Consider the following 16,917-nt stretch of genomic DNA (forward strand, 5'->3'; position numbering starts at 1 on the left):
TTTGCAATTTGAATTAGCAAGTTATAGGCCAAGTTAGGTTTATTTGTGGTTGATTTATCAGGAGTCACTGTTAAACGATACTTTTAAAAAATATTTATACAAAAACTTGATCCTTGTACAACTATGGTCCGTAATTAGAAGCATAGTGATACAAGGAGTCGACTTATGTACAAGTTTAACCCGCAGCGAATTCAGATTGGGATCAGCGCTTGTCTATTGGGGGAGAAGGTTCGTTTTGATGGCGGACATAAAAATTCGACCTATTGTAATCAAGAGATTAAGCAATTTTTCGATTATGTGCCCATCTGTCCTGAAATGGCGATTGGCTTAGGGGCCCCTCGGAAAAGTATCCGACTAGTCCGTGATGGGGAAACCATCTTAGTTCAGAGTGGTGACGGTAGCTTAGATGTGACCGATAAGCTCAATGAATACAGCGAAAACAAGGTTGAAGAGCTCGATTTCCTCGGAGGATACTTACTTTGCGCTAAGTCGCCAACCTGCGGCATGGAGCGGGTAACAGAGTATAAAATTGGCACTAACAATGGTTCTAAGTCTGGCATTGGTGTATTTGCTCGCAAGTTGATGGAACTATATCCACTATTGCCCGTGGAAGAAGAAGGCCGCTTGCATGACATGGTGCTGCGGGAGAACTTTTTCACCCGCGTTTATGCCTATCACGATTGGCACCTGATGAAACATGAAGGGCTGACTAAGCATAAGTTAGTGAAGTTTCATTCCCGCTATAAATACCTGTTAATGGCACACAGCCCGACATGGTATCGCGAGCTTGGGCCGATAGTGGCTAATATTGAGGATATTGAGCAAAGCGCGACCCGCTACTTTGAAGGCTTTATGACGGCGCTGAAAATTAATGCGACTCGTAAAAATCATACCAGTACGCTGCAGCATATTCAGGGTTACTTTAAAAAGCATTTGAGCAAAGAGCAAAAGACAGAACTGTCTGAAGCGATTATGAAATATCGCCAAGGTCTATTGCCGTTATTAGTACCTATCACACTCATTAACCATTATTTACGCGAATTTCCAACACCTTATATTGAAGAGCAAGTGTACTTAAACCCTCATCCTGAGGCGTTAAAGCTGCGCTATGCCTATTAACGTTTACCTAATCGCATTCAGTTGATTTTAGCTTTTGATTTAGTGAGTTATTACTGAAATATGAAACAAACTATAGAGAACACGGCCCACACAGAACCCAATGGTGAGATATTACTCCCTATTGGTGAAGTGTCGGCCTTAACTGGCGTGAATGCCGTGACCTTAAGGGCATGGCAGCGTCGTTTTGGTTTAGTGATCCCTGCACGTACACCCAAGGGACACAGATTATATACGAGCGAAAATATCCAAGAAATCCATGAGATTAATGCATGGCTAGCTAAAGGTGTTGCGATCAGTAAGGTTAAACCTTTGCTGATGAGTGCTGCTAAATCTTCGTTTACAGAAATAGTTCAAACTCAAGCCATTGATTTATGGTGCGAGCAAGTCACTGCGCTTAATACGGCATTATTCGACTTCAATCAGCACAAATTACAGCAGATTTTAGATGATGCATTTGGCTTATATCCTTTCCAATTGGTGAAAGAAAAGTTGCTACAACCTTGGCTTAATCAACTCGAGGACTTAGTGAATGAGCGGCTCGATGCCGAGTTGATTATTGCTTGGTTAAAGAGCGAGTTACTTAACCGAGTGGGTGGACGTCATGCCTTTAATGGACAGGCCGTGACGGCGAGAATCGCTGTGGTGAGTCTATCCCGTGGGGTACATACCTCGCTTAATTCCACCCGCACTAACATTTTGTTTTCTTTACTTCTATCGCTCGAGTTAGCGTCGTTGCGGGTATCGGTAATTGATCTTGGCGAGCAAGCCATGGGCAGTTTACCTTTGCTGCGAGGCAGGCTTAACGTCGATGCACTTTTGCTTATTCCCGACTCAAATCATTCGGGTTCTGAACAGACTGAAATGCTGACTGTATTGGAGAAAATGACTTTCCCATGCTGGTTTATGGGTCCTTTTGCGCCAACGTTAAGCTTTTTATCTGCTTTTTTGGCGTCTTCGACGACGGACTTGATTGGGAAAATACCATCTCGTTTAGCGGGGAAGGTGAATAGAAGTCGTAAGCACAGTGGAAAGATGAATACCGTGAATCAAAGCGAGCAGATAAATAGCGAGAAAAACAATGATATTAGCTAACGATTCAATGCAAATAGATTCAATTCCAATAAAAGTGCAGGGCAATAATGCACTGATGTGGTTTCGCCAAGATTTACGCCTTGCCGATAATCAGGCGTTAACCGCAGCCTGTGATTGGGCGCGGGAGAATGGCGTGGCACTTAAGGCGATTTATATCGCTACACCAACCCAGTGGCAGCGCCATGACGTTGCGCCAATTCAGTTGGATTTTATCGAACGTCATATCAATTTACTTGCCCAAGGACTGGCGAGTCTTGGTATTGGATTCGAGTTAATTCAGTTAGAGACCTTTGCTGATGTACCTGAGTTTATCGGTCACTATTGCCAGCAACAGGGGATTGGTAGAGTGTTTGCTGGTTGCGAGCCTGAGATTAACGAGCAACAGCGCGACCAAGCCTGTATTCAATCGGGGATTCCTCTGGTGTTAACCGATGAGCATTGTTTGCTTAAGCCGGGCACTGTGCTGAATTTGTCCGGCGACATGTACAAGGTTTTCACTCCTTTTAGCCGTAAGTGGCGAGAAATTGCCGCCCGCTATGCCATTTTGCCGCTTCCTGTTCCGGCGCCACTTGGACCTGTGTTGGCCGAGCCAAAGCCGCTTTTGTTTAACAATGTCACTAAAGTGTCGAGTGAACTTTGGGCTGCGGGAGAAGGGCAGACAAAGCGTTTACTCTCGGCATTTATTAAGCAGAAAGTGCAGGATTATAAGCAAGATAGGGATTTCCCCGCCATTGATGGCACTAGTTCAATTTCACCCTATCTGGCCATTGGTGTGGTGAGCCCAAGACAATGCGTTGCCGCGCTGCTGCATCACTTCCCTGAGGTGATTGTCGACGATACTAGCCCTGCTCGTACTTGGTTAAATGAGCTTACTTGGCGTGAGTTTTACCGTCACTTGCTGGTGGCATTTCCCGATTTATCTAAGAATCACAATTTCAATCGTCAAGCCGACCATGTGCAGTGGCGCAATAACCCGCAGGAGTTTGCTGCTTGGTGTGAAGGTCGTACTGGCTATCCGATTGTCGATGCGGCAATGCGCCAGCTCAATCAAACGGGTTGGATGCACAATCGGCTGCGTATGGTGGTGGCGAGTTTCCTGACTAAACATCTGCTGATTGACTGGCGCTGGGGCGAGCGCTATTTCCGCCAAAAACTGATTGATGGTGACTTAGCCGCGAATAATGGCGGCTGGCAGTGGTCTGCGGGTTGTGGCTGCGATGCTCAGCCTTATTTCCGTATTTTTAATCCTATAAGCCAGAGTGAAAAGTTTGATCCAGATGGCAGCTTTATCCGTAAGTATTTACCAGAGCTCGCATCTTGGGGAATTAAGCAATTACATCAACCCAGTACAGCGCAGACACCGTCCTTGTTTGAACAGCCGTTATTCAACACTAAAACGGCTTATCCAAGTGCGATTGTCGAGCACAGTGCAGCAAGAGCAAGGGCATTAACAGTATTAGGCGTATTGAAAAAGGCCACGGCCCAATAAATAGGATCAGGAGCAATAACAAGATGATAAACCAAGCGACGACTGAGACTAATACGCTTGTTGATGATTTTATTCAGCTTTATCAAGCTTTAAATAAAGATAACTTGCATCTGTTAGGTCGGGTTTACGACGACAGTATTAGTTTTACCGATCCTATGCATCAAATCACAGGGCTAGCGTCGTTAACTCAGTACTTCGCGAAGTTATATAAGAATGTTAAGCATATTCAGTTTGAGATCAAAGAAGTACAGCAGGATGCGAATCAAGCCGCGCTGTTCTGGCAGATGGAATATAGCCACCCTAAGTTGAATAAAGGCGGACTTATCCGTGTTGATGGCATGAGCCAACTTAAATTCAACGACAAGATTTATTTTCACAGGGATTACTTCGACTTAGGGCAAATGTTGTATGAGCATTTGCCTTGCATGGGCGGCCTTATCCGCTTGCTCAAAGACAGGGCGTCAAAGTAATGGACGCTGTTAAGCCATTGAAAATGAATACCGTGCTGATTACAGGCGCAAGCTCAGGCATTGGGTTGCAACTGGCGCAGGATTATTTGTCCCTAGGTTGGCATGTTATTGCCTGTGGCCGCTCCCAAGAAAGGTTAGAGGCGTTAGCCTTGAATGAACTCTTAGGTGCTACGTTGTTTATCTTCGATATATCCCAGCGCGACCAAGTTCAACAAGCTGGCCAAAATGTAGCTGAGCTATTGGCGAAAACAGATTCTCAGCTCGATTTGGTCATTTTGAATGCGGGCAGTTGTGAATATATTGATGATGCTAAGGCTTTCGATGATGTGTTGTTCGAGCGCGTTATCCATACCAATCTAATTGCAATGGGATATTGCCTCGGGGCATTTTTACCTTTAATGCCAAGGGGTTCACGTATTGGCTTAATGAGTTCTAGTGCTATTTATTTACCTTTCCCTCGCGCTGAAGCTTACGGCGCCTCTAAAGCCGGCGTGCAGTATTTAGCCTCGAGTCTTGCGCTCGATCTTGCCAAGAACGACATAGGCGTGAGCTTGATTTGCCCTGGTTTTGTGGCGACACCACTGACCGCAAAAAATGATTTTTCTATGCCAATGCAAGTGAGTGTACAAACCGCTTCTAAGGCGATACGTAATGGGCTGAAAGGTGGCAAGCGCGAGATCCATTTTCCGCGACGCTTTACTTATCTATTGAAGTTGATGTCGTTTTTACCTGCCTTTGTGTGGCAAAAAATGATTGCAAACGATACTCAAGCCAAGCCGCTAAAGGACAAGAGTTTATGAAAAATATCGCCATCGTCGGCACCGGCATTTCTGGATTAACCTGTGGCCATCTATTAAGTGAGTCGCACAGGGTTACAGTGTTTGAGGCCAATGACTATATCGGCGGCCACACGGCGACAGTCGATGTGGAGCATCAAGGGCAAACCTACGCTATAGACACAGGTTTCATCGTGTTTAATGACAGAACGTATCCACGATTTGAACGTTTATTGGCTCGCCTTAATGTCACCATATTACCGACTGAGATGAGTTTTAGCGTGCACAATGCTCTGACTGGGCTTGAATACAACGGCCACAATTTAGGCAGTTTGTTTGCCCAAAAGCGTAACCTCCTGAATCCACGCTTTTGGGCTTTTTTAAAAGAAATATTGCGCTTCAATAAAGGCTGTAAGGCACTCTATCAACAGGATATTTATCCCGAAGGTAACTTAGGTGATTATTTAGACAATGAACACTTCTCACCATTTTTCGCTGAACATTACATTTTGCCCATGGGGGCGGCGATTTGGTCTTCGAGCATAGAAGATATGCGCGCGTTTTCGTTGAAGTTTTTTATTCGTTTCTTCCAGCACCATGGTTTATTAAATGTCAGTGATAGACCCCAGTGGTATGTGCTAAAGGGTGGCTCGCGTAGCTATATTCCTGATCTTATTGCGCCCTTTAAAGACAATATCCGCCTTAACTCACCTGTGACAGGTATTGAACGCCATGGCAATGGGGTTAAGTTACAAGTTCACGGTGAATGGTTGGAATTCGATGAGGTGATTTTAGCCTGTCATAGCGACCAAGCACTGCGTATGTTAAACGATCCTACGCCAACAGAACGCGCCATTTTAGGCGACCTCAGCTACCAGAATAACGATGTTGTGCTGCATATGGATACGCGTATTTTACCGAAGCGAAAAGCCGCTTGGGCGAGTTGGAACTATCGATTAGATGGTAACCTAAAACGTCCAGCGTCAGTGACTTACAACATGAACATACTGCAACAGTTGCCAGCCAATGCGCCGACCTTTTGTGTCACCTTGAATCAGTCAGAGTCGATTGATGAGGCGAAAGTGATACGCCGCTTCAATTATGCCCACCCAGTGTTTAACGAAGCCAGTCTTAAGGCTCAGGGCCGCCGTGAGGAAATATCCGGGCAAAATCATACCCATTTTGCTGGCGCCTATTGGCACAATGGTTTCCATGAAGATGGCGTTCGCAGTGCACTTGATGTGTGTGCCCATTTTGGTGTCAGTCTATGACAGGTTTAAATGTGACAGAGCTCAATAGCGGTATTTATTACGGCACTGTATCCCACAGCCGTTTTACACCGATTAAACATAGCTTTAGTTATGCTATGGCGCTGTTGGCGATTGATTTAGATGAAGTCGATAAGATCAGTGCCATGGGGCGAGTTTTTGCCAGCCAGCGCCGCGCTTTACTGAGATTCAATCCTAAAGACTATTTAACTTCTTTTACGACTACATCCAATGACAGTGGTGAAGTGGCTGTTGTCGATCCGAGCGCCGCTGCACTCAAGAGTCGCGTATTGACTCAAGTGGCAGCGTTAGGCGCAGATAAACTGTGCGATCGTGTTTTGTTTGTGGGTCAGATCCGCCATTTTGGCGTGTATTTTAGCCCAGTAAATTTCTACTTTTGTTATCAAGATCAAACGCCTTTATACATGTTGGCCGAGGTGAGTAACACGCCTTGGGATCAGCGCCATTGCTATTTAGTCGATTTAGCCGCGCCCAAACCTTCTGACAAAGTGTTTCACGTGTCTCCCTTTATGACCCTCGATATGCGTTATCTCTGGCATGTGTCTGCGCCGAGTGAAGACTTAAACATTGGTATTGAAAACAAGTCGATGCAAGAGAATGGCAAAAAACTGTTTAATGCCAATTTAGTGATGAAACGCCAACCGATCACGGCGGCCAATTTACGGACGCTTTTGTTTCGCTTCCCTTTTATGACTCTCAAGATCTTCTTCGGGATTTATTGGCAAGCGCTAAAACTCTTTTTTAAACGTGTGCCCTTTGTGCCGCATCCAGCTCAGATGGAGAAATAACATGGAAAATACGGCTTCGCAAACCTCAGTCACCACAGGGAAACTGCCCGACAGTATTGCGCGTAAAGTCTTGCTTAAGGCGCTGGAAAGTCTCCCACATGGCTGCTTGACCTTGGTTGAGGGCGACAAGAGTTATCGTTTTGGTGAGAGTCATACCGACTTGCACGCTACGCTTGTGGTTAAACACCCGAGTTTTTATCGTCAAATAATGCTTTCAGGCTCCATTGGTGCGGGTGAAGGTTATATTCAAGGCCATTGGACGAGCCCTGATCTCACCAAAGTCGTACAACTGTTTGCCCGTAATTTAGCCTTACTCGATAAGATTGAAGCCAAATTCTCTTGGTTAACTGGCACGATAAACCGTGTGAAGCATGTGCTGAATCGCAATTCTCAAGAGGGCTCAAAGCGGAATATTCTCGCCCACTATGATTTGGGTAATGCTATGTATGAGCAATTCCTCGACCGTGAAATGTTGTATTCCAGCGCGCTTTATCCACATGAGGAAGCCAGTTTGCAGGAAGCGCAGTTGTTTAAGCTGATGACTATTTGTGAACGACTCGATTTACAGCCAGGTCAAACCTTGCTTGAGATTGGTACAGGCTGGGGCGCACTGGCTATTTATGCGGCTAAGCATTATGGCGTACACGTGACAACAACAACGATTTCAGATGCGCAATACGCCTATACCAAAGCCCGTGTCGAACGCGAAGGGCTAAGCGATAAAGTGACGCTGCTGACTGAGGACTATCGCAATCTCACTGGGGAATACGACAGGGTTGTTTCTATCGAGATGATTGAAGCTGTGGGGCATGAGTATTTACCAGGCTTCTTTAAAAAGCTGGAAACATTGTTAAAACCCAATGGGCGCATGCTGCTACAGGCGATAACGATTGCCGATCAACGTTACGACAGTTATCGCAAAAGTGTGGATTTTATTCAGCGTTATATTTTCCCCGGTGGCTGCTTACCCTCAGTGAGCCAAATGGTCGGTCACATTGCCAAACAGACGGACATGGTGGTCTGGTCGCTCAATGATATGGGGCTCGATTACGCTAAAACCTTAAAACATTGGCATGAGAATTTTGATCATGCGATAGGCGAAATCCAAGCTTTAGGTTATGGCGATGATTTTATTCGGATGTGGAAATTTTACCTAAGTTATTGTGAAGGTGGATTTTTAGAACGTACCACAAGCACAGTGCATTTAGTGGCTGTGCGTCCGGACTATCGCATTGCTAGCCATAATCTCCCAAGCCATAGCCCTAATGCGATGTAATCTGTTTTGATTAAGCAGTCACTTTAGTGGAAATAACCATTTTCGTTGGAATGAGCCGCTTTGTTTGCAGCAAGATAAAAGTGAGGCAAAGATGAAGTCCATGTTAGCTAACTCTCGGGTTCCTTTTAAACATCAGGGCTTTATTCTCTATAACGCCTTGAGTTTTCAGGCTGTGTGGTGGTCTAGCGTACTTTGGCTTAACAGCTCACTATTATTAACTATCCCTTTGTTATTATTTCACTTTATCCTGCTAGCTTCATTAGGTAAGCACGAGTATCGCAAAGTGGATTTGCTATTGATGCTAAAGGTTGCAGCCTTAGGAATAGGCGTCGATATAGTACTCTCTGTTTTAGGGGTGTTTGAGTTTGCTCTTTTCCCTTGGTGGCTTGGTTGCCTGTGGCTGCATTTTGCTTTGACTCTGAATCATAGTTTGGCCTTTATGCGACCTTTACCGTTGATATTTCAGGCGTTACTCGGGGGCATATTTGGTGGGTTAAGCTATTTGGCTGGCGCACAATTTAATGCCGTGAGTTTGCCCTATGGCAATGTTATTTCTGCTGTGGTGTTATTTTTGGTTTGGCTAGTCTTGCTGCCATTTTTAATCCAACTTGCTAATCCCTATGGATTTAATCGAAGCACTAAAGCGCGTTCTTTTACTGTGTTTGGGCGTTAATTATTGAGTTGTAGGAATTGATCGCGGTTAAGTCATTATGCCATTTTTAGTTAAGTACCTGTTGTAAGACATCATGCAGTAAAAGGGGGATCACATGTCGTCAGTTCGTAATCGTAGCCCAAATATTGGTTTTTCATTTTTGAATTCAAGCTGCTTAAGTCTATTGGCCCTCGGTTTATTGGCCGCACCTTTAAAAGCGTTAGAGGCGAAAACGTCTGATTTTGAAAACATTACTATCGAACTGAATGATGCCGCCGATGTGACGCAGACTTTTCAGGAAGTGGGCCGCGGAGAAATGGATTGGCTGTGGTTTAGTTTGTATAAGGCGAGACTGATGACGGTAAATGGCCGTTATCAACAGGGGCAATATCCTCTGCTGTTAGATATTGAATATTATCGAGATATTGAGTCAGAGGATTTGCTCGAAGCGACAAAAGATCAATGGAAGCATCTAGCGTTTGCCGAAAATGATATCCAACGTTGGTTGGGTTTATTAAATGCGACTTGGCCCGATGTGAAGCAGGGCGATCATTTAAGTTTTAAGGTGATAGATGGACAAACGAGTCAGTTTTTCTTTAATCATCAACCACTCGACATTATCCATGATGCTAATTTTGCTGAGGCATTTTTAGCGATTTGGTTATCGAAAGCCACTAGTCGTCCAAGTTTGCGGGCGCAATTACTCGGAGAAAAACCATGCGATTGTTGAAACGGCTTGTCGGCCGAAAGTTATTTTTAGGTTTAATAATGATAGGGCTGTTGTCGAGTTGTTCATCGGTGGAAGTGACTGATTATAAAGATACTCATCCGACATTGGTTTTGGAGTCATTTTTTAATGGGCCATTAAAAGCCTCTGGGGTCGTACAAGATTTTAGTGGCAAAGTAATCCGCAAATTCAATGTCATTATGGAAGCCAGTTGGCAGGGAAGTGAGGGAGTCATTAATGAATGGTTTGTGTATGATGATGGTGAAACTCAAACTCGTGTGTGGCGCATCAAGGCACTAGGGGAAGGGCGATACTCAGGAACTGCAGGTGACATTATCGGGACTGCCGATGGCCAATCTAGCGGCAGTGCGCTACGTTGGAAATACGATATGTTATTGCCTGTGGATGGTGAGGAATATCAAGTTCATTTCGACGATTGGATGTTCTTAGTGAATGATAATACCATTATAAATCAGAGCGATATTATTAAGTTTGGCATCACAGTTGCTAAAGTCACTTTAGTTATTCAAAAATAGTCTCAGCAATTTTTAGTTAAGTTGGCTTAACCTAGTTTGTCTTGGATTCACTCTGTTGATTAAGACTTAAATTGGCTTAAACAGTATAGCTTGGCTAATAACCCCCTTTTTTCTGCATTAAAGTGTTGAAGTCAAACCAAAGTTGCAGCTAGGCATTTTTGCTAGTGGCATAAGTGATATATGGGGGTAAGGTTATTGCAACCCATTGTTTAAATTTAATTAATCTGAACTTAAGTTTAAATGGATAGGGGTAGTCGATGAAAAAACTCGTTGTTTTATGGGGAATATTTTTTAGTCTGTCGTTAACTGCTTGTTCATCTTTTGACTTTAAGTTTGAGGATCATTCTGAGAAACAAGTCGATCCTCATCAACCCGCAAGCGATCCTATGGTGCAAGATAATGAACGTCGTATTCGAGATGCGAGAAAAGACGGTCAGTTAGAATCCGATTTTCTAAAACCTAGGTATCCAGTTAAGTTTAAATAAGAAAATGCCTTAGGAACTCACTGCAACCTCAATATTTAACTATTAATAGCAAGTATTAAGGTTGCTAGGGGAGAGGCGAAGAACTAACCCGCTTGACGACTGTTATCTATCGATTTTTTGTCATAATATTCAAATGGAAACAGATTGCGAATCCTTTGCTTCACATTGTCACTCACGTTGGCAGAAATATGTAAGCGTACATCTCCTGATTTTTCAGCCCTAACAGTACAAGTCAGTTTTTCGGTTTTAGCGATTTGGCGGCATTCCCGTTCGAATCGTTCGGGGATCTTGCCCTTATGCTGAGTCATACGGCCATCTTTAAAATGCATTTCAAAAATAGTCAGACCTTTCTTGCCACCAAATATCAGTTTGTAAACGAGAAATATACCAATAGCGACAAAAATGAGTTTGAAAATATCGGCTGTCATAACGCCTCCTATCTTATGTTTATAGAACCAAGATACTCCCGAGTTAGTTGTTTTAACAGTGCGCTAACGCGCAATTTTGAATTGGCAATAAAATGATTCCAGCCTAGACTTAACTGGCTAAGGAAAAGTAACCCCTCAGTTAAGGAAAACGCCATGTACTTATCAAATGCAGATCGTTGGTCATTATTGTGTAAGAAGCAAATCGATGTTATCGAAAAACTTGCTACACATTTCCCCGAGAGAAAAGCACATCTAAGTGAGCTCACTCAAGGGTGGCGCCATGTTCAACATCAAGTTCAAGCAGGTGATAGGCCTATGCCACTCGAGCTCATCAAATAAGCACGATTGAGTCATTTGGAACTAGATAGTTTGTATAAGAACGCAAAGCCACTCAATAATGAGTGGCTTTTTTATGTGGCGAATATAAAACTATCATTTATAGGGGTAAAGGATTAAGTGATTGTCTGTTGCATGAAGTCAATAAATTATCTTATACGCTCAATTTGAGCGTTTATTGTGCCAGTATTGAGGGCGCTATCGTTATTATTGAGGAAAGTCAGTTGTGTTTTGCTTTGAAACGATTCAAATTTCAGAGACAACAAAGCCACTCATTGAGTGGCTTTGTTGTTTATATGGTGCCGGCACCAAGAGTCGAACTCGGGACCTACTGATTACAAGTCAGTTGCTCTACCAACTGAGCTATGCCGGCGTAAAGCATTGTAATAAACCCAATCGGATTCATTACCTTAAAAGTGGTGCCCGAACCCGGAATCGAACCAGGGACACGAGGATTTTCAATCCTCTGCTCTACCGACTGAGCTATTCGGGCAACTAAACTAAGCGTTAGTTAACTACTTTGAACTAAGTCGTGAAGACCTTGTTCGTTCGAAGTGCGCGTATAATATAGTGCTCGCTTTAGCTGTGCAAGCCCTTTTTAAGTGACTGATTAACTATTAAACAAAATGCGCTTATTTATTTGATTCTTTCGTTTTACCCTTATTTTACCGCTGAAAGTTTCAGTACTTTAACGCCAGTAGGTGTTCCTTTTGGCTGTTTATCCTAACTTCCTCATTCATTTATCTTCTATTTTGGAGGAAAAATTAAGGTTTAAGCTCATCTGTTGCAAGCAAGGGGCTGTGGGCGCAGTGGGTATTGTTGAGCTTTGATTGATGGCTGGCTGATATTTATGGGGTGTAACTAAGCGGAGCAACTAAGAGTAAGCGAGTGGCTTGTTTATTGATATGGTGCTGGTATCAAGAGTCAAACACGAGGCCAACTGTTCTGTTGTTATCGAGGGTAAATCAGTTGCGGTTCATTACTGACATCTTGTGTTTTTATTCAAATTTCAGATACAAAAAAGCCACTCATTGAGTGGCTTCGTTGCTTGATATGGTGCTGGCACCAAGAGTCGAACTCGGGACCTACTGGTATTATCAAGAGTAAGTCAGTTGCGATTGACCACAGACTTTGTTGGTTATTATTCAAATTTCAGTTAGAAAAAGCTACTCAATGAGTGGCTTCGTTGCTTTATATAGTGCAGATGCCAAGAGTCGAACTCGGGACTTATTGGTATTGTCAAGAGTAAGTCAGTTGCGATTGACCACAGACTTTGTGAGTTTTTATTCAAATTTCAGATACAAAAAAGCCACTCATTGAGTGGCTTCATTGTTTTATATGGTGCCGGCACCAAGAGTCGAACTCGGGACCTACTGATTACAAGTCAGTTGCTCTACCAACTGAGCTATGCCGGCTTAAATCTTTACTGCAATTTTTACTACAGAATAATGGTGCCCGAACCCGGAATCGAACCAGGGACACGAGGATTTTCAATCCTCTGCTCTACCGACTGAGCTATTCGGGCAACTAAACTAAGTGTTAGTTAACTACTTTGAACTCGTTGGCTAAGCCGTATCGTTCGAAGTGCGGCTATATTAGCTAGGGTGTTTGACCTCTGCAAGTGCTTTTTCCTGATAAATCACTCGTTCGGCTGTTTAATGCACATCTTGGGTGTTTTTTATCTCTTATTCTGTGAATTCAGTTCAATTTCATTCGTTGGCTGTATTTTTCAAGTCAGAGGGATACTGATGTTTACTATAGCTTTGTGCTCACAGATCATGATTTTTGGCTTACTTTCTAAAATTTAGAAAGATATAAGCGATTTTTACTGATTTTAGTTTTTAAATTTAGATTTATGATAATGAATATTATTTCATGGATAGCATGAAGAAAACGCGAGTACGGAGTCGCAGTATGTTTCGAAATAGTCAGTTTGCTTATGGAATTACCGCCATTGTGACCCATTGGTTGAGTGCGTTCGTCGTGATTGGGTTATTTGCAGTCGGTGTGTGGATGGTGGAGTTAACCTACTACAGTACTTGGTACAAAACTGCGCCGCATCTACATAAAAGTATTGGGATTCTGTTATTGGCTGCGACAATATTTCGTTTGGTATGGCGCTTAGTTAATCCCAAGCTTGTACCTGAGGCGAGTCATAAACCGTGGGAAAAGACGGCCGCACATTTGGCGCATTTTATTATTTATGTCTTGCTCTTTGTCATCATGACTGCTGGCATTTTGATCTCAACCGCAGATGGCCGTGGTATCTGGGTGTTTGATTGGTTTGAACTACCAGGATTGGGACTTTTGTTTGAAAACCAAGCTGATATCGCGGGTGATATTCACCAGTATGCGGCTTACAGCTTGATCGCGCTGGTCGTTATTCACGCGGCGGGCGCATTAAAACATCACTTTATCGATAAAGACACTACCCTACTTAGAATGATTAAATTTAAACGAGGATAATACAATGAAAAAGCAACTGTTAAGCGCACTGATTGGTGTATCTCTATTGGCTCCTGTGGCGGCTTCAGCGGCTGACTATGTGATTGATCATGAAGGCGCTCACGCTTCTATTACATTTAAAGTGAATCACTTAGGTTATAGCTATGTGGTGGGGCGTTTTAATGATTTTAGCGGCGATTTTAGCTACGATGCGGCTAAACCAACTGCGATGAAAGTGAATGTCACAGTGAATACATTAAGTGTCGATTCAAACCATGCTGAGCGTGACAAACATATTCGCGGTGAAGATTTCCTTAATACTGGCAAATTCGCTAAAGCAACCTTTGCATCTACTTCGGTGGAAGATAAAGGAAATGGCGATTTAGTGATTAACGGTAACTTAACTTTAAATGGTGTGACTAAACCATTAGCGATCAAGGCCCATGCTGTGGGTGAAGGTCAGGATCCTTGGGGTGGCTACCGTGCCGGTTTTACGGGCACAACCACGTTTGCGATGAAAGATTTCGGTATCAAGATGGATTTAGGTCCAGCATCTAGCCATGTTGAGTTAGATCTAGTGGTTGAAGGCGTGCGTAAGTAACTCTTTATTCTGCCATTAGATAAACAAAAAGCGCCGAAAGGCGCTTTTTTGTAAGCTTTATACTTAGGGCCGACTAACTACCAGAATTAATCTTGGTCTTTTTCTGGTACAAAACCTTCAATTTCAACATCTTTACCTTCAAATAGGAAAGAGGTCATTTGTTCTTCAAGAAATTTACGATCATCAACATTCATCATGTTGAGTTTTTTCTCGTTGATCAGCATGGTTTGCTTTTTTTGCCATAGGCCCCAAGCTTCTTTGCTGATGTTATCAAAAATGCGCTTACCTAAATCACCTGGATACAGTTGAAAGTCTAGGCCGTCGGCTTCTTTATTTAAATATACGCAATTGACTGTACGCGCCATGATTATTCCTTACTGACTGCGGATTGAACGAGTGATCCCAAATTGGCTAGCACGCGCTCGGTGGCGGCGGCGAGTCCCACTTTGGAAGGATGACTTATGTTATACCAGAGAGACTGGTTTTGTTCCATGACAGCGCCCACGCTCTCTTTATTGCCGAGGGCTTTATCTAGATTAAGCATCATGGGCTGAATATCTAAATGAAAGTGGCTAAATGTGTGCCTAAAGCCAGTTAACCATTCGAGTTGCTGCGCATCAAACCCTTGCTCTTCAAGATGAGTTTCAAGGGCGGCTTGGGTAGCGAATTCAGGGAAACACCAGAGCCCGCCCCAAATTCCCGCTGGCGGACGTTTAGCTAGAAAGACTTGGTTGTCTTGCATCATCACTAACATCCACGCCGCTTTGGTGGGTATGGTTTTTTTAGGTTTTTTGCCAGGGAAATCGGTTTGTCTGCCAATCAGTTGAGCTTTGCAATCAATCGCTACAGGGCAAGCGGCACAGTTAGGTTTGCTACGAGTGCAAATACTGGCGCCGATATCCATCATGGCTTGATTATATTTCTGAATATCTTGCTGCGGTGTGAAGGCATTCGTCAGTTGCCAAAGTTGCTCTTCAACCGTCTTTTGCCCTGGCCAACCTGCTATTGCCCCATGTCTTGCTAATACACGTTTTACGTTGCCATCGAGAATGGGGTGATGTTGCCCAAGTGACAATGACAATACTGCGCCTGCCGTCGAGCGGCCGATGCCGGGTAGGGCGAGCACTTGTTCAAAATGTGTTGGAAATAATCCCTGATAATCATCGCGGATTATTTTGGCTGCTTTATGCAGATTACGCGCCCTAGCGTAATAGCCAAGACCGGTCCAATGATGTAATACCTCATCGTCTGGCGCGTTAGCAAGTGCTAACACATCGGGAAAACGCGCCATAAATTTAAGATAATAGGGAATAACAGTCGCAACCTGAGTTTGTTGCAGCATGATTTCAGAAACCCATACGCGATATAGGGTTTTATCTTGCTGCCAAGGGAGGGTTTTACGACCGTGATTGTCGTACCAAGAGACGATACGTGTAGCGAAGGAGGCTGTAGATTTCATCGGCGCAGTGTAGCGGCAGTTATCTTCTTAGACAAGCGTCAAAGATAAGTTGGCAAGGGATCTAAAGCTAAAAATCGCTGCTAAATTCGCACTCTTAAATAATCTTGGTATACTTTCGCCCCATTAGTGCTTGCACTGTATGTTGAACTTTGGATAATGCCCTTCTTTTATGATGGTGTTGTCCACTAGACGAGGCAAAAATGAGCGAAGTCACTACCGCTGAATTTAATGAAGAAGGCAAGTATCTGCGCAAGATCAGAAGCTTTGTCCTGAGAGAAGGTCGCTTAACCAAAGGCCAAGCACACGCTATTGAAAGCCAGTGGCCAACAATGGGTTTAGATTACAGCCCAGTGCCATTGGTACTAAGCGACGTTTTTGGTCGTGAAGCTGATACTGTGCTGGAAATTGGCTTTGGCATGGGCGCCTCTTTAGTACAAATGGCTAAAGATGCACCAGAGCAAAATTTCATTGGTATTGAAGTACATAAACCGGGTGTAGGCTCTTGCCTCAGTGATGCCGCCATTGCTGGTGTGACTAATTTACGTGTGTATCATCACGATGCCATGGAAGTATTAGAACATGCGATTGCTGACGGTTCATTAGCCCGAGTGCAATTGTTCTTCCCAGATCCTTGGCATAAAAAACGTCACCATAAACGCCGCATCGTACAAGCTGAATTTGCCGAACTTATTCGTCGCAAGCTAAAAATTGGCGGTGTGTTCCATATGGCCACTGACTGGGAAGAGTACAGCGAGCATATGTTAGAGGTGATGCAAGCCGCACCGGGTTATCAAAACCAGTCGGCCGACGGCAGTGTTGTGCCGCGTCCTGATCATCGTCCATTGACAAAGTTTGAAGCCCGCGGCCATAGACTGGGTCACGGTGTATGGGATCTGATGTTTGAGCGTATCGCTTAATCACGAACTCAATTTTAGCTAATTTTAAACAC

Annotated in this window: 19 protein-coding genes and 4 tRNA genes; 16 read left to right on the forward strand and 7 right to left on the reverse strand. The window is 43.8% G+C overall.

The window, feature by feature from the left end; all coding sequences use genetic code 11:
* The first annotated feature begins 165 nt into the window (after positions 1-165).
* The 12 genes from CKQ84_RS14770 to CKQ84_RS14825 all read left to right on the forward strand — a co-directional run bounded on the left by CKQ84_RS14770 (position 166) and on the right by CKQ84_RS14825 (position 10,699).
* Positions 166-1,119 (forward strand): DUF523 and DUF1722 domain-containing protein, encoded by a 954-nt coding sequence (locus CKQ84_RS14770; protein WP_105251852.1) that lies wholly within the window; start codon positions 166-168, stop codon positions 1,117-1,119.
* A 60-nt stretch (positions 1,120-1,179) separates the two neighbouring features.
* Positions 1,180-2,211 carry a MerR family transcriptional regulator gene (locus CKQ84_RS14775; RefSeq protein WP_105251853.1) on the forward strand — a complete coding sequence of 344 codons (1,032 nt, stop codon included), beginning with the start codon at positions 1,180-1,182 and terminating at the stop codon, positions 2,209-2,211.
* Positions 2,198-3,700 carry a deoxyribodipyrimidine photo-lyase gene (phrB, locus tag CKQ84_RS14780; protein ID WP_105251854.1) on the forward strand — a complete coding sequence of 501 codons (1,503 nt, stop codon included), beginning with the start codon at positions 2,198-2,200 and terminating at the stop codon, positions 3,698-3,700. Before CKQ84_RS14775 ends, phrB begins: the two co-directional genes overlap by 14 nt.
* A gap of 23 nt (positions 3,701-3,723) precedes the next feature.
* The gene (locus CKQ84_RS14785; RefSeq protein WP_105251855.1) at positions 3,724-4,170 is read left to right on the forward strand and encodes a nuclear transport factor 2 family protein; all 447 of its coding nucleotides are present in this window, start codon (positions 3,724-3,726) and stop codon (positions 4,168-4,170) included.
* Entirely contained in the window at positions 4,170-4,970 is an 801-nt protein-coding gene (locus CKQ84_RS14790) for an SDR family NAD(P)-dependent oxidoreductase (protein ID WP_105251856.1), read from the forward strand. Before CKQ84_RS14785 ends, CKQ84_RS14790 begins: the two co-directional genes overlap by 1 nt.
* Complete coding sequence (locus tag CKQ84_RS14795; RefSeq protein ID WP_105251857.1) at positions 4,967-6,217, forward strand: NAD(P)/FAD-dependent oxidoreductase; 1,251 nt, start codon at positions 4,967-4,969, stop codon at positions 6,215-6,217. Before CKQ84_RS14790 ends, CKQ84_RS14795 begins: the two co-directional genes overlap by 4 nt.
* A complete protein-coding gene (locus CKQ84_RS14800) occupies positions 6,214-7,023 on the forward strand; it encodes a DUF1365 domain-containing protein (RefSeq protein WP_173913193.1) in 810 nt (269 codons plus the stop codon). The genes CKQ84_RS14795 and CKQ84_RS14800 overlap by 4 nt, the downstream gene beginning before the upstream one ends.
* Position 7,024: 1 nt before the next feature.
* Positions 7,025-8,299, forward strand: a complete 1,275-nt coding sequence (locus CKQ84_RS14805; protein WP_105251858.1) for a cyclopropane-fatty-acyl-phospholipid synthase family protein — start codon at positions 7,025-7,027, stop codon at positions 8,297-8,299.
* 91 nt (positions 8,300-8,390) lie between these two features.
* Positions 8,391-8,972 (forward strand): DUF2878 domain-containing protein, encoded by a 582-nt coding sequence (locus CKQ84_RS14810; protein WP_105253081.1) that lies wholly within the window; start codon positions 8,391-8,393, stop codon positions 8,970-8,972.
* Positions 8,973-9,066: 94 nt separating this feature from the next.
* On the forward strand, positions 9,067-9,681 hold the full coding sequence (locus CKQ84_RS14815; protein ID WP_105251859.1) for a chalcone isomerase family protein: 615 nt from the start codon (positions 9,067-9,069) through the stop codon (positions 9,679-9,681).
* Positions 9,669-10,214, forward strand: a complete 546-nt coding sequence (locus tag CKQ84_RS14820; protein ID WP_105251860.1) for a DUF3833 domain-containing protein — start codon at positions 9,669-9,671, stop codon at positions 10,212-10,214. Before CKQ84_RS14815 ends, CKQ84_RS14820 begins: the two co-directional genes overlap by 13 nt.
* 257 nt (positions 10,215-10,471) lie before the next feature.
* Positions 10,472-10,699, forward strand: a complete 228-nt coding sequence (locus tag CKQ84_RS14825; RefSeq protein WP_105251861.1) for a hypothetical protein — start codon at positions 10,472-10,474, stop codon at positions 10,697-10,699.
* A gap of 83 nt (positions 10,700-10,782) precedes the next feature.
* Here CKQ84_RS14825 and CKQ84_RS14830 read toward each other — a convergent pair whose 3' ends face one another.
* Positions 10,783-11,127, reverse strand: a complete 345-nt coding sequence (locus CKQ84_RS14830; RefSeq protein ID WP_105251862.1) for a DUF3634 family protein — start codon at positions 11,125-11,127, stop codon at positions 10,783-10,785.
* A gap of 153 nt (positions 11,128-11,280) precedes the next feature.
* Here CKQ84_RS14830 and CKQ84_RS14835 point away from each other — a divergent pair, with 153 nt between their 5' ends.
* Entirely contained in the window at positions 11,281-11,466 is a 186-nt protein-coding gene (locus CKQ84_RS14835) for a hypothetical protein (RefSeq protein WP_105251863.1), read from the forward strand.
* A gap of 294 nt (positions 11,467-11,760) precedes the next feature.
* Here CKQ84_RS14835 and CKQ84_RS14840 read toward each other — a convergent pair.
* The 4 genes from CKQ84_RS14840 to CKQ84_RS14855 form a co-directional block, all read right to left on the reverse strand.
* Positions 11,761-11,836, reverse strand: a tRNA-Thr gene (locus tag CKQ84_RS14840).
* Positions 11,837-11,880: 44 nt separating this feature from the next.
* Positions 11,881-11,956 (reverse strand) — tRNA-Phe (locus tag CKQ84_RS14845).
* Between the two features lie 846 nt (positions 11,957-12,802).
* A tRNA-Thr gene (locus tag CKQ84_RS14850) sits at positions 12,803-12,878 on the reverse strand.
* Between the two features lie 34 nt (positions 12,879-12,912).
* A tRNA-Phe gene (locus tag CKQ84_RS14855) sits at positions 12,913-12,988 on the reverse strand.
* 389 nt (positions 12,989-13,377) lie between these two features.
* On the opposite strand from CKQ84_RS14855, the gene CKQ84_RS14860 reads away from it, so the two are divergent.
* Together CKQ84_RS14860 and CKQ84_RS14865 are read left to right on the forward strand one after the other, a co-directional pair.
* Positions 13,378-13,929 (forward strand): cytochrome b, encoded by a 552-nt coding sequence (locus CKQ84_RS14860; protein WP_105251864.1) that lies wholly within the window; start codon positions 13,378-13,380, stop codon positions 13,927-13,929.
* Positions 13,930-13,933: 4 nt separating this feature from the next.
* Positions 13,934-14,509, forward strand: a complete 576-nt coding sequence (locus CKQ84_RS14865; protein ID WP_028761297.1) for a YceI family protein — start codon at positions 13,934-13,936, stop codon at positions 14,507-14,509.
* Between the two features lie 86 nt (positions 14,510-14,595).
* Here the strand turns inward: CKQ84_RS14865 and CKQ84_RS14870 are convergent, their stop codons facing one another.
* Both CKQ84_RS14870 and mutY read right to left on the reverse strand, forming a co-directional pair.
* Positions 14,596-14,874 (reverse strand): oxidative damage protection protein, encoded by a 279-nt coding sequence (locus CKQ84_RS14870; RefSeq protein ID WP_011788659.1) that lies wholly within the window; start codon positions 14,872-14,874, stop codon positions 14,596-14,598.
* 2 nt (positions 14,875-14,876) lie between these two features.
* A complete protein-coding gene (mutY, locus tag CKQ84_RS14875; RefSeq protein WP_105251865.1) occupies positions 14,877-15,968 on the reverse strand; it encodes an A/G-specific adenine glycosylase in 1,092 nt (363 codons plus the stop codon).
* Positions 15,969-16,168: 200 nt separating this feature from the next.
* Between mutY and trmB the strand changes: the two genes are divergently transcribed.
* A complete protein-coding gene (gene trmB, locus CKQ84_RS14880; protein ID WP_105251866.1) occupies positions 16,169-16,885 on the forward strand; it encodes a tRNA (guanosine(46)-N7)-methyltransferase TrmB in 717 nt (238 codons plus the stop codon).
* Positions 16,886-16,917: the final 32 nt, after the last annotated feature.

The sequence above is a fragment of the Shewanella sp. WE21 genome (genome assembly GCF_002966515.1).
Classification (GTDB): Bacteria; Pseudomonadota; Gammaproteobacteria; order Enterobacterales; family Shewanellaceae; genus Shewanella; species Shewanella oncorhynchi.

Excerpts from the sequence above, each read along its gene's own strand:
- CKQ84_RS14810 (WP_105253081.1), top strand. The coding sequence starts at position 8,391 with ATGAAGTCCATGTTAGCTAACTCTCGGGTTCCTTTTAAACATCAGGGC.
- CKQ84_RS14795 (WP_105251857.1), top strand. The coding sequence starts at position 4,967 with ATGAAAAATATCGCCATCGTCGGCACCGGCATTTCTGGATTAACCTGT.
- CKQ84_RS14815 (WP_105251859.1), top strand. The coding sequence starts at position 9,067 with ATGTCGTCAGTTCGTAATCGTAGCCCAAATATTGGTTTTTCATTTTTG.
- CKQ84_RS14830 (WP_105251862.1), bottom strand. The coding sequence starts at position 11,127 with ATGACAGCCGATATTTTCAAACTCATTTTTGTCGCTATTGGTATATTT.
- CKQ84_RS14785 (WP_105251855.1), top strand. The coding sequence starts at position 3,724 with ATGATAAACCAAGCGACGACTGAGACTAATACGCTTGTTGATGATTTT.
- CKQ84_RS14820 (WP_105251860.1), top strand. The coding sequence starts at position 9,669 with ATGCGATTGTTGAAACGGCTTGTCGGCCGAAAGTTATTTTTAGGTTTA.
- CKQ84_RS14865 (WP_028761297.1), top strand. The coding sequence starts at position 13,934 with ATGAAAAAGCAACTGTTAAGCGCACTGATTGGTGTATCTCTATTGGCT.
- CKQ84_RS14870 (WP_011788659.1), bottom strand. The coding sequence starts at position 14,874 with ATGGCGCGTACAGTCAATTGCGTATATTTAAATAAAGAAGCCGACGGC.
- mutY (WP_105251865.1), bottom strand. The coding sequence starts at position 15,968 with ATGAAATCTACAGCCTCCTTCGCTACACGTATCGTCTCTTGGTACGAC.
- CKQ84_RS14790 (WP_105251856.1), top strand. The coding sequence starts at position 4,170 with ATGGACGCTGTTAAGCCATTGAAAATGAATACCGTGCTGATTACAGGC.
- CKQ84_RS14800 (WP_173913193.1), top strand. The coding sequence starts at position 6,214 with ATGACAGGTTTAAATGTGACAGAGCTCAATAGCGGTATTTATTACGGC.
- CKQ84_RS14860 (WP_105251864.1), top strand. The coding sequence starts at position 13,378 with ATGTTTCGAAATAGTCAGTTTGCTTATGGAATTACCGCCATTGTGACC.
- CKQ84_RS14825 (WP_105251861.1), top strand. The coding sequence starts at position 10,472 with ATGAAAAAACTCGTTGTTTTATGGGGAATATTTTTTAGTCTGTCGTTA.
- phrB (WP_105251854.1), top strand. The coding sequence starts at position 2,198 with ATGATATTAGCTAACGATTCAATGCAAATAGATTCAATTCCAATAAAA.
- CKQ84_RS14835 (WP_105251863.1), top strand. The coding sequence starts at position 11,281 with ATGTACTTATCAAATGCAGATCGTTGGTCATTATTGTGTAAGAAGCAA.
- CKQ84_RS14770 (WP_105251852.1), top strand. The coding sequence starts at position 166 with ATGTACAAGTTTAACCCGCAGCGAATTCAGATTGGGATCAGCGCTTGT.
- trmB (WP_105251866.1), top strand. The coding sequence starts at position 16,169 with ATGAGCGAAGTCACTACCGCTGAATTTAATGAAGAAGGCAAGTATCTG.
- CKQ84_RS14775 (WP_105251853.1), top strand. The coding sequence starts at position 1,180 with ATGAAACAAACTATAGAGAACACGGCCCACACAGAACCCAATGGTGAG.
- CKQ84_RS14805 (WP_105251858.1), top strand. The coding sequence starts at position 7,025 with ATGGAAAATACGGCTTCGCAAACCTCAGTCACCACAGGGAAACTGCCC.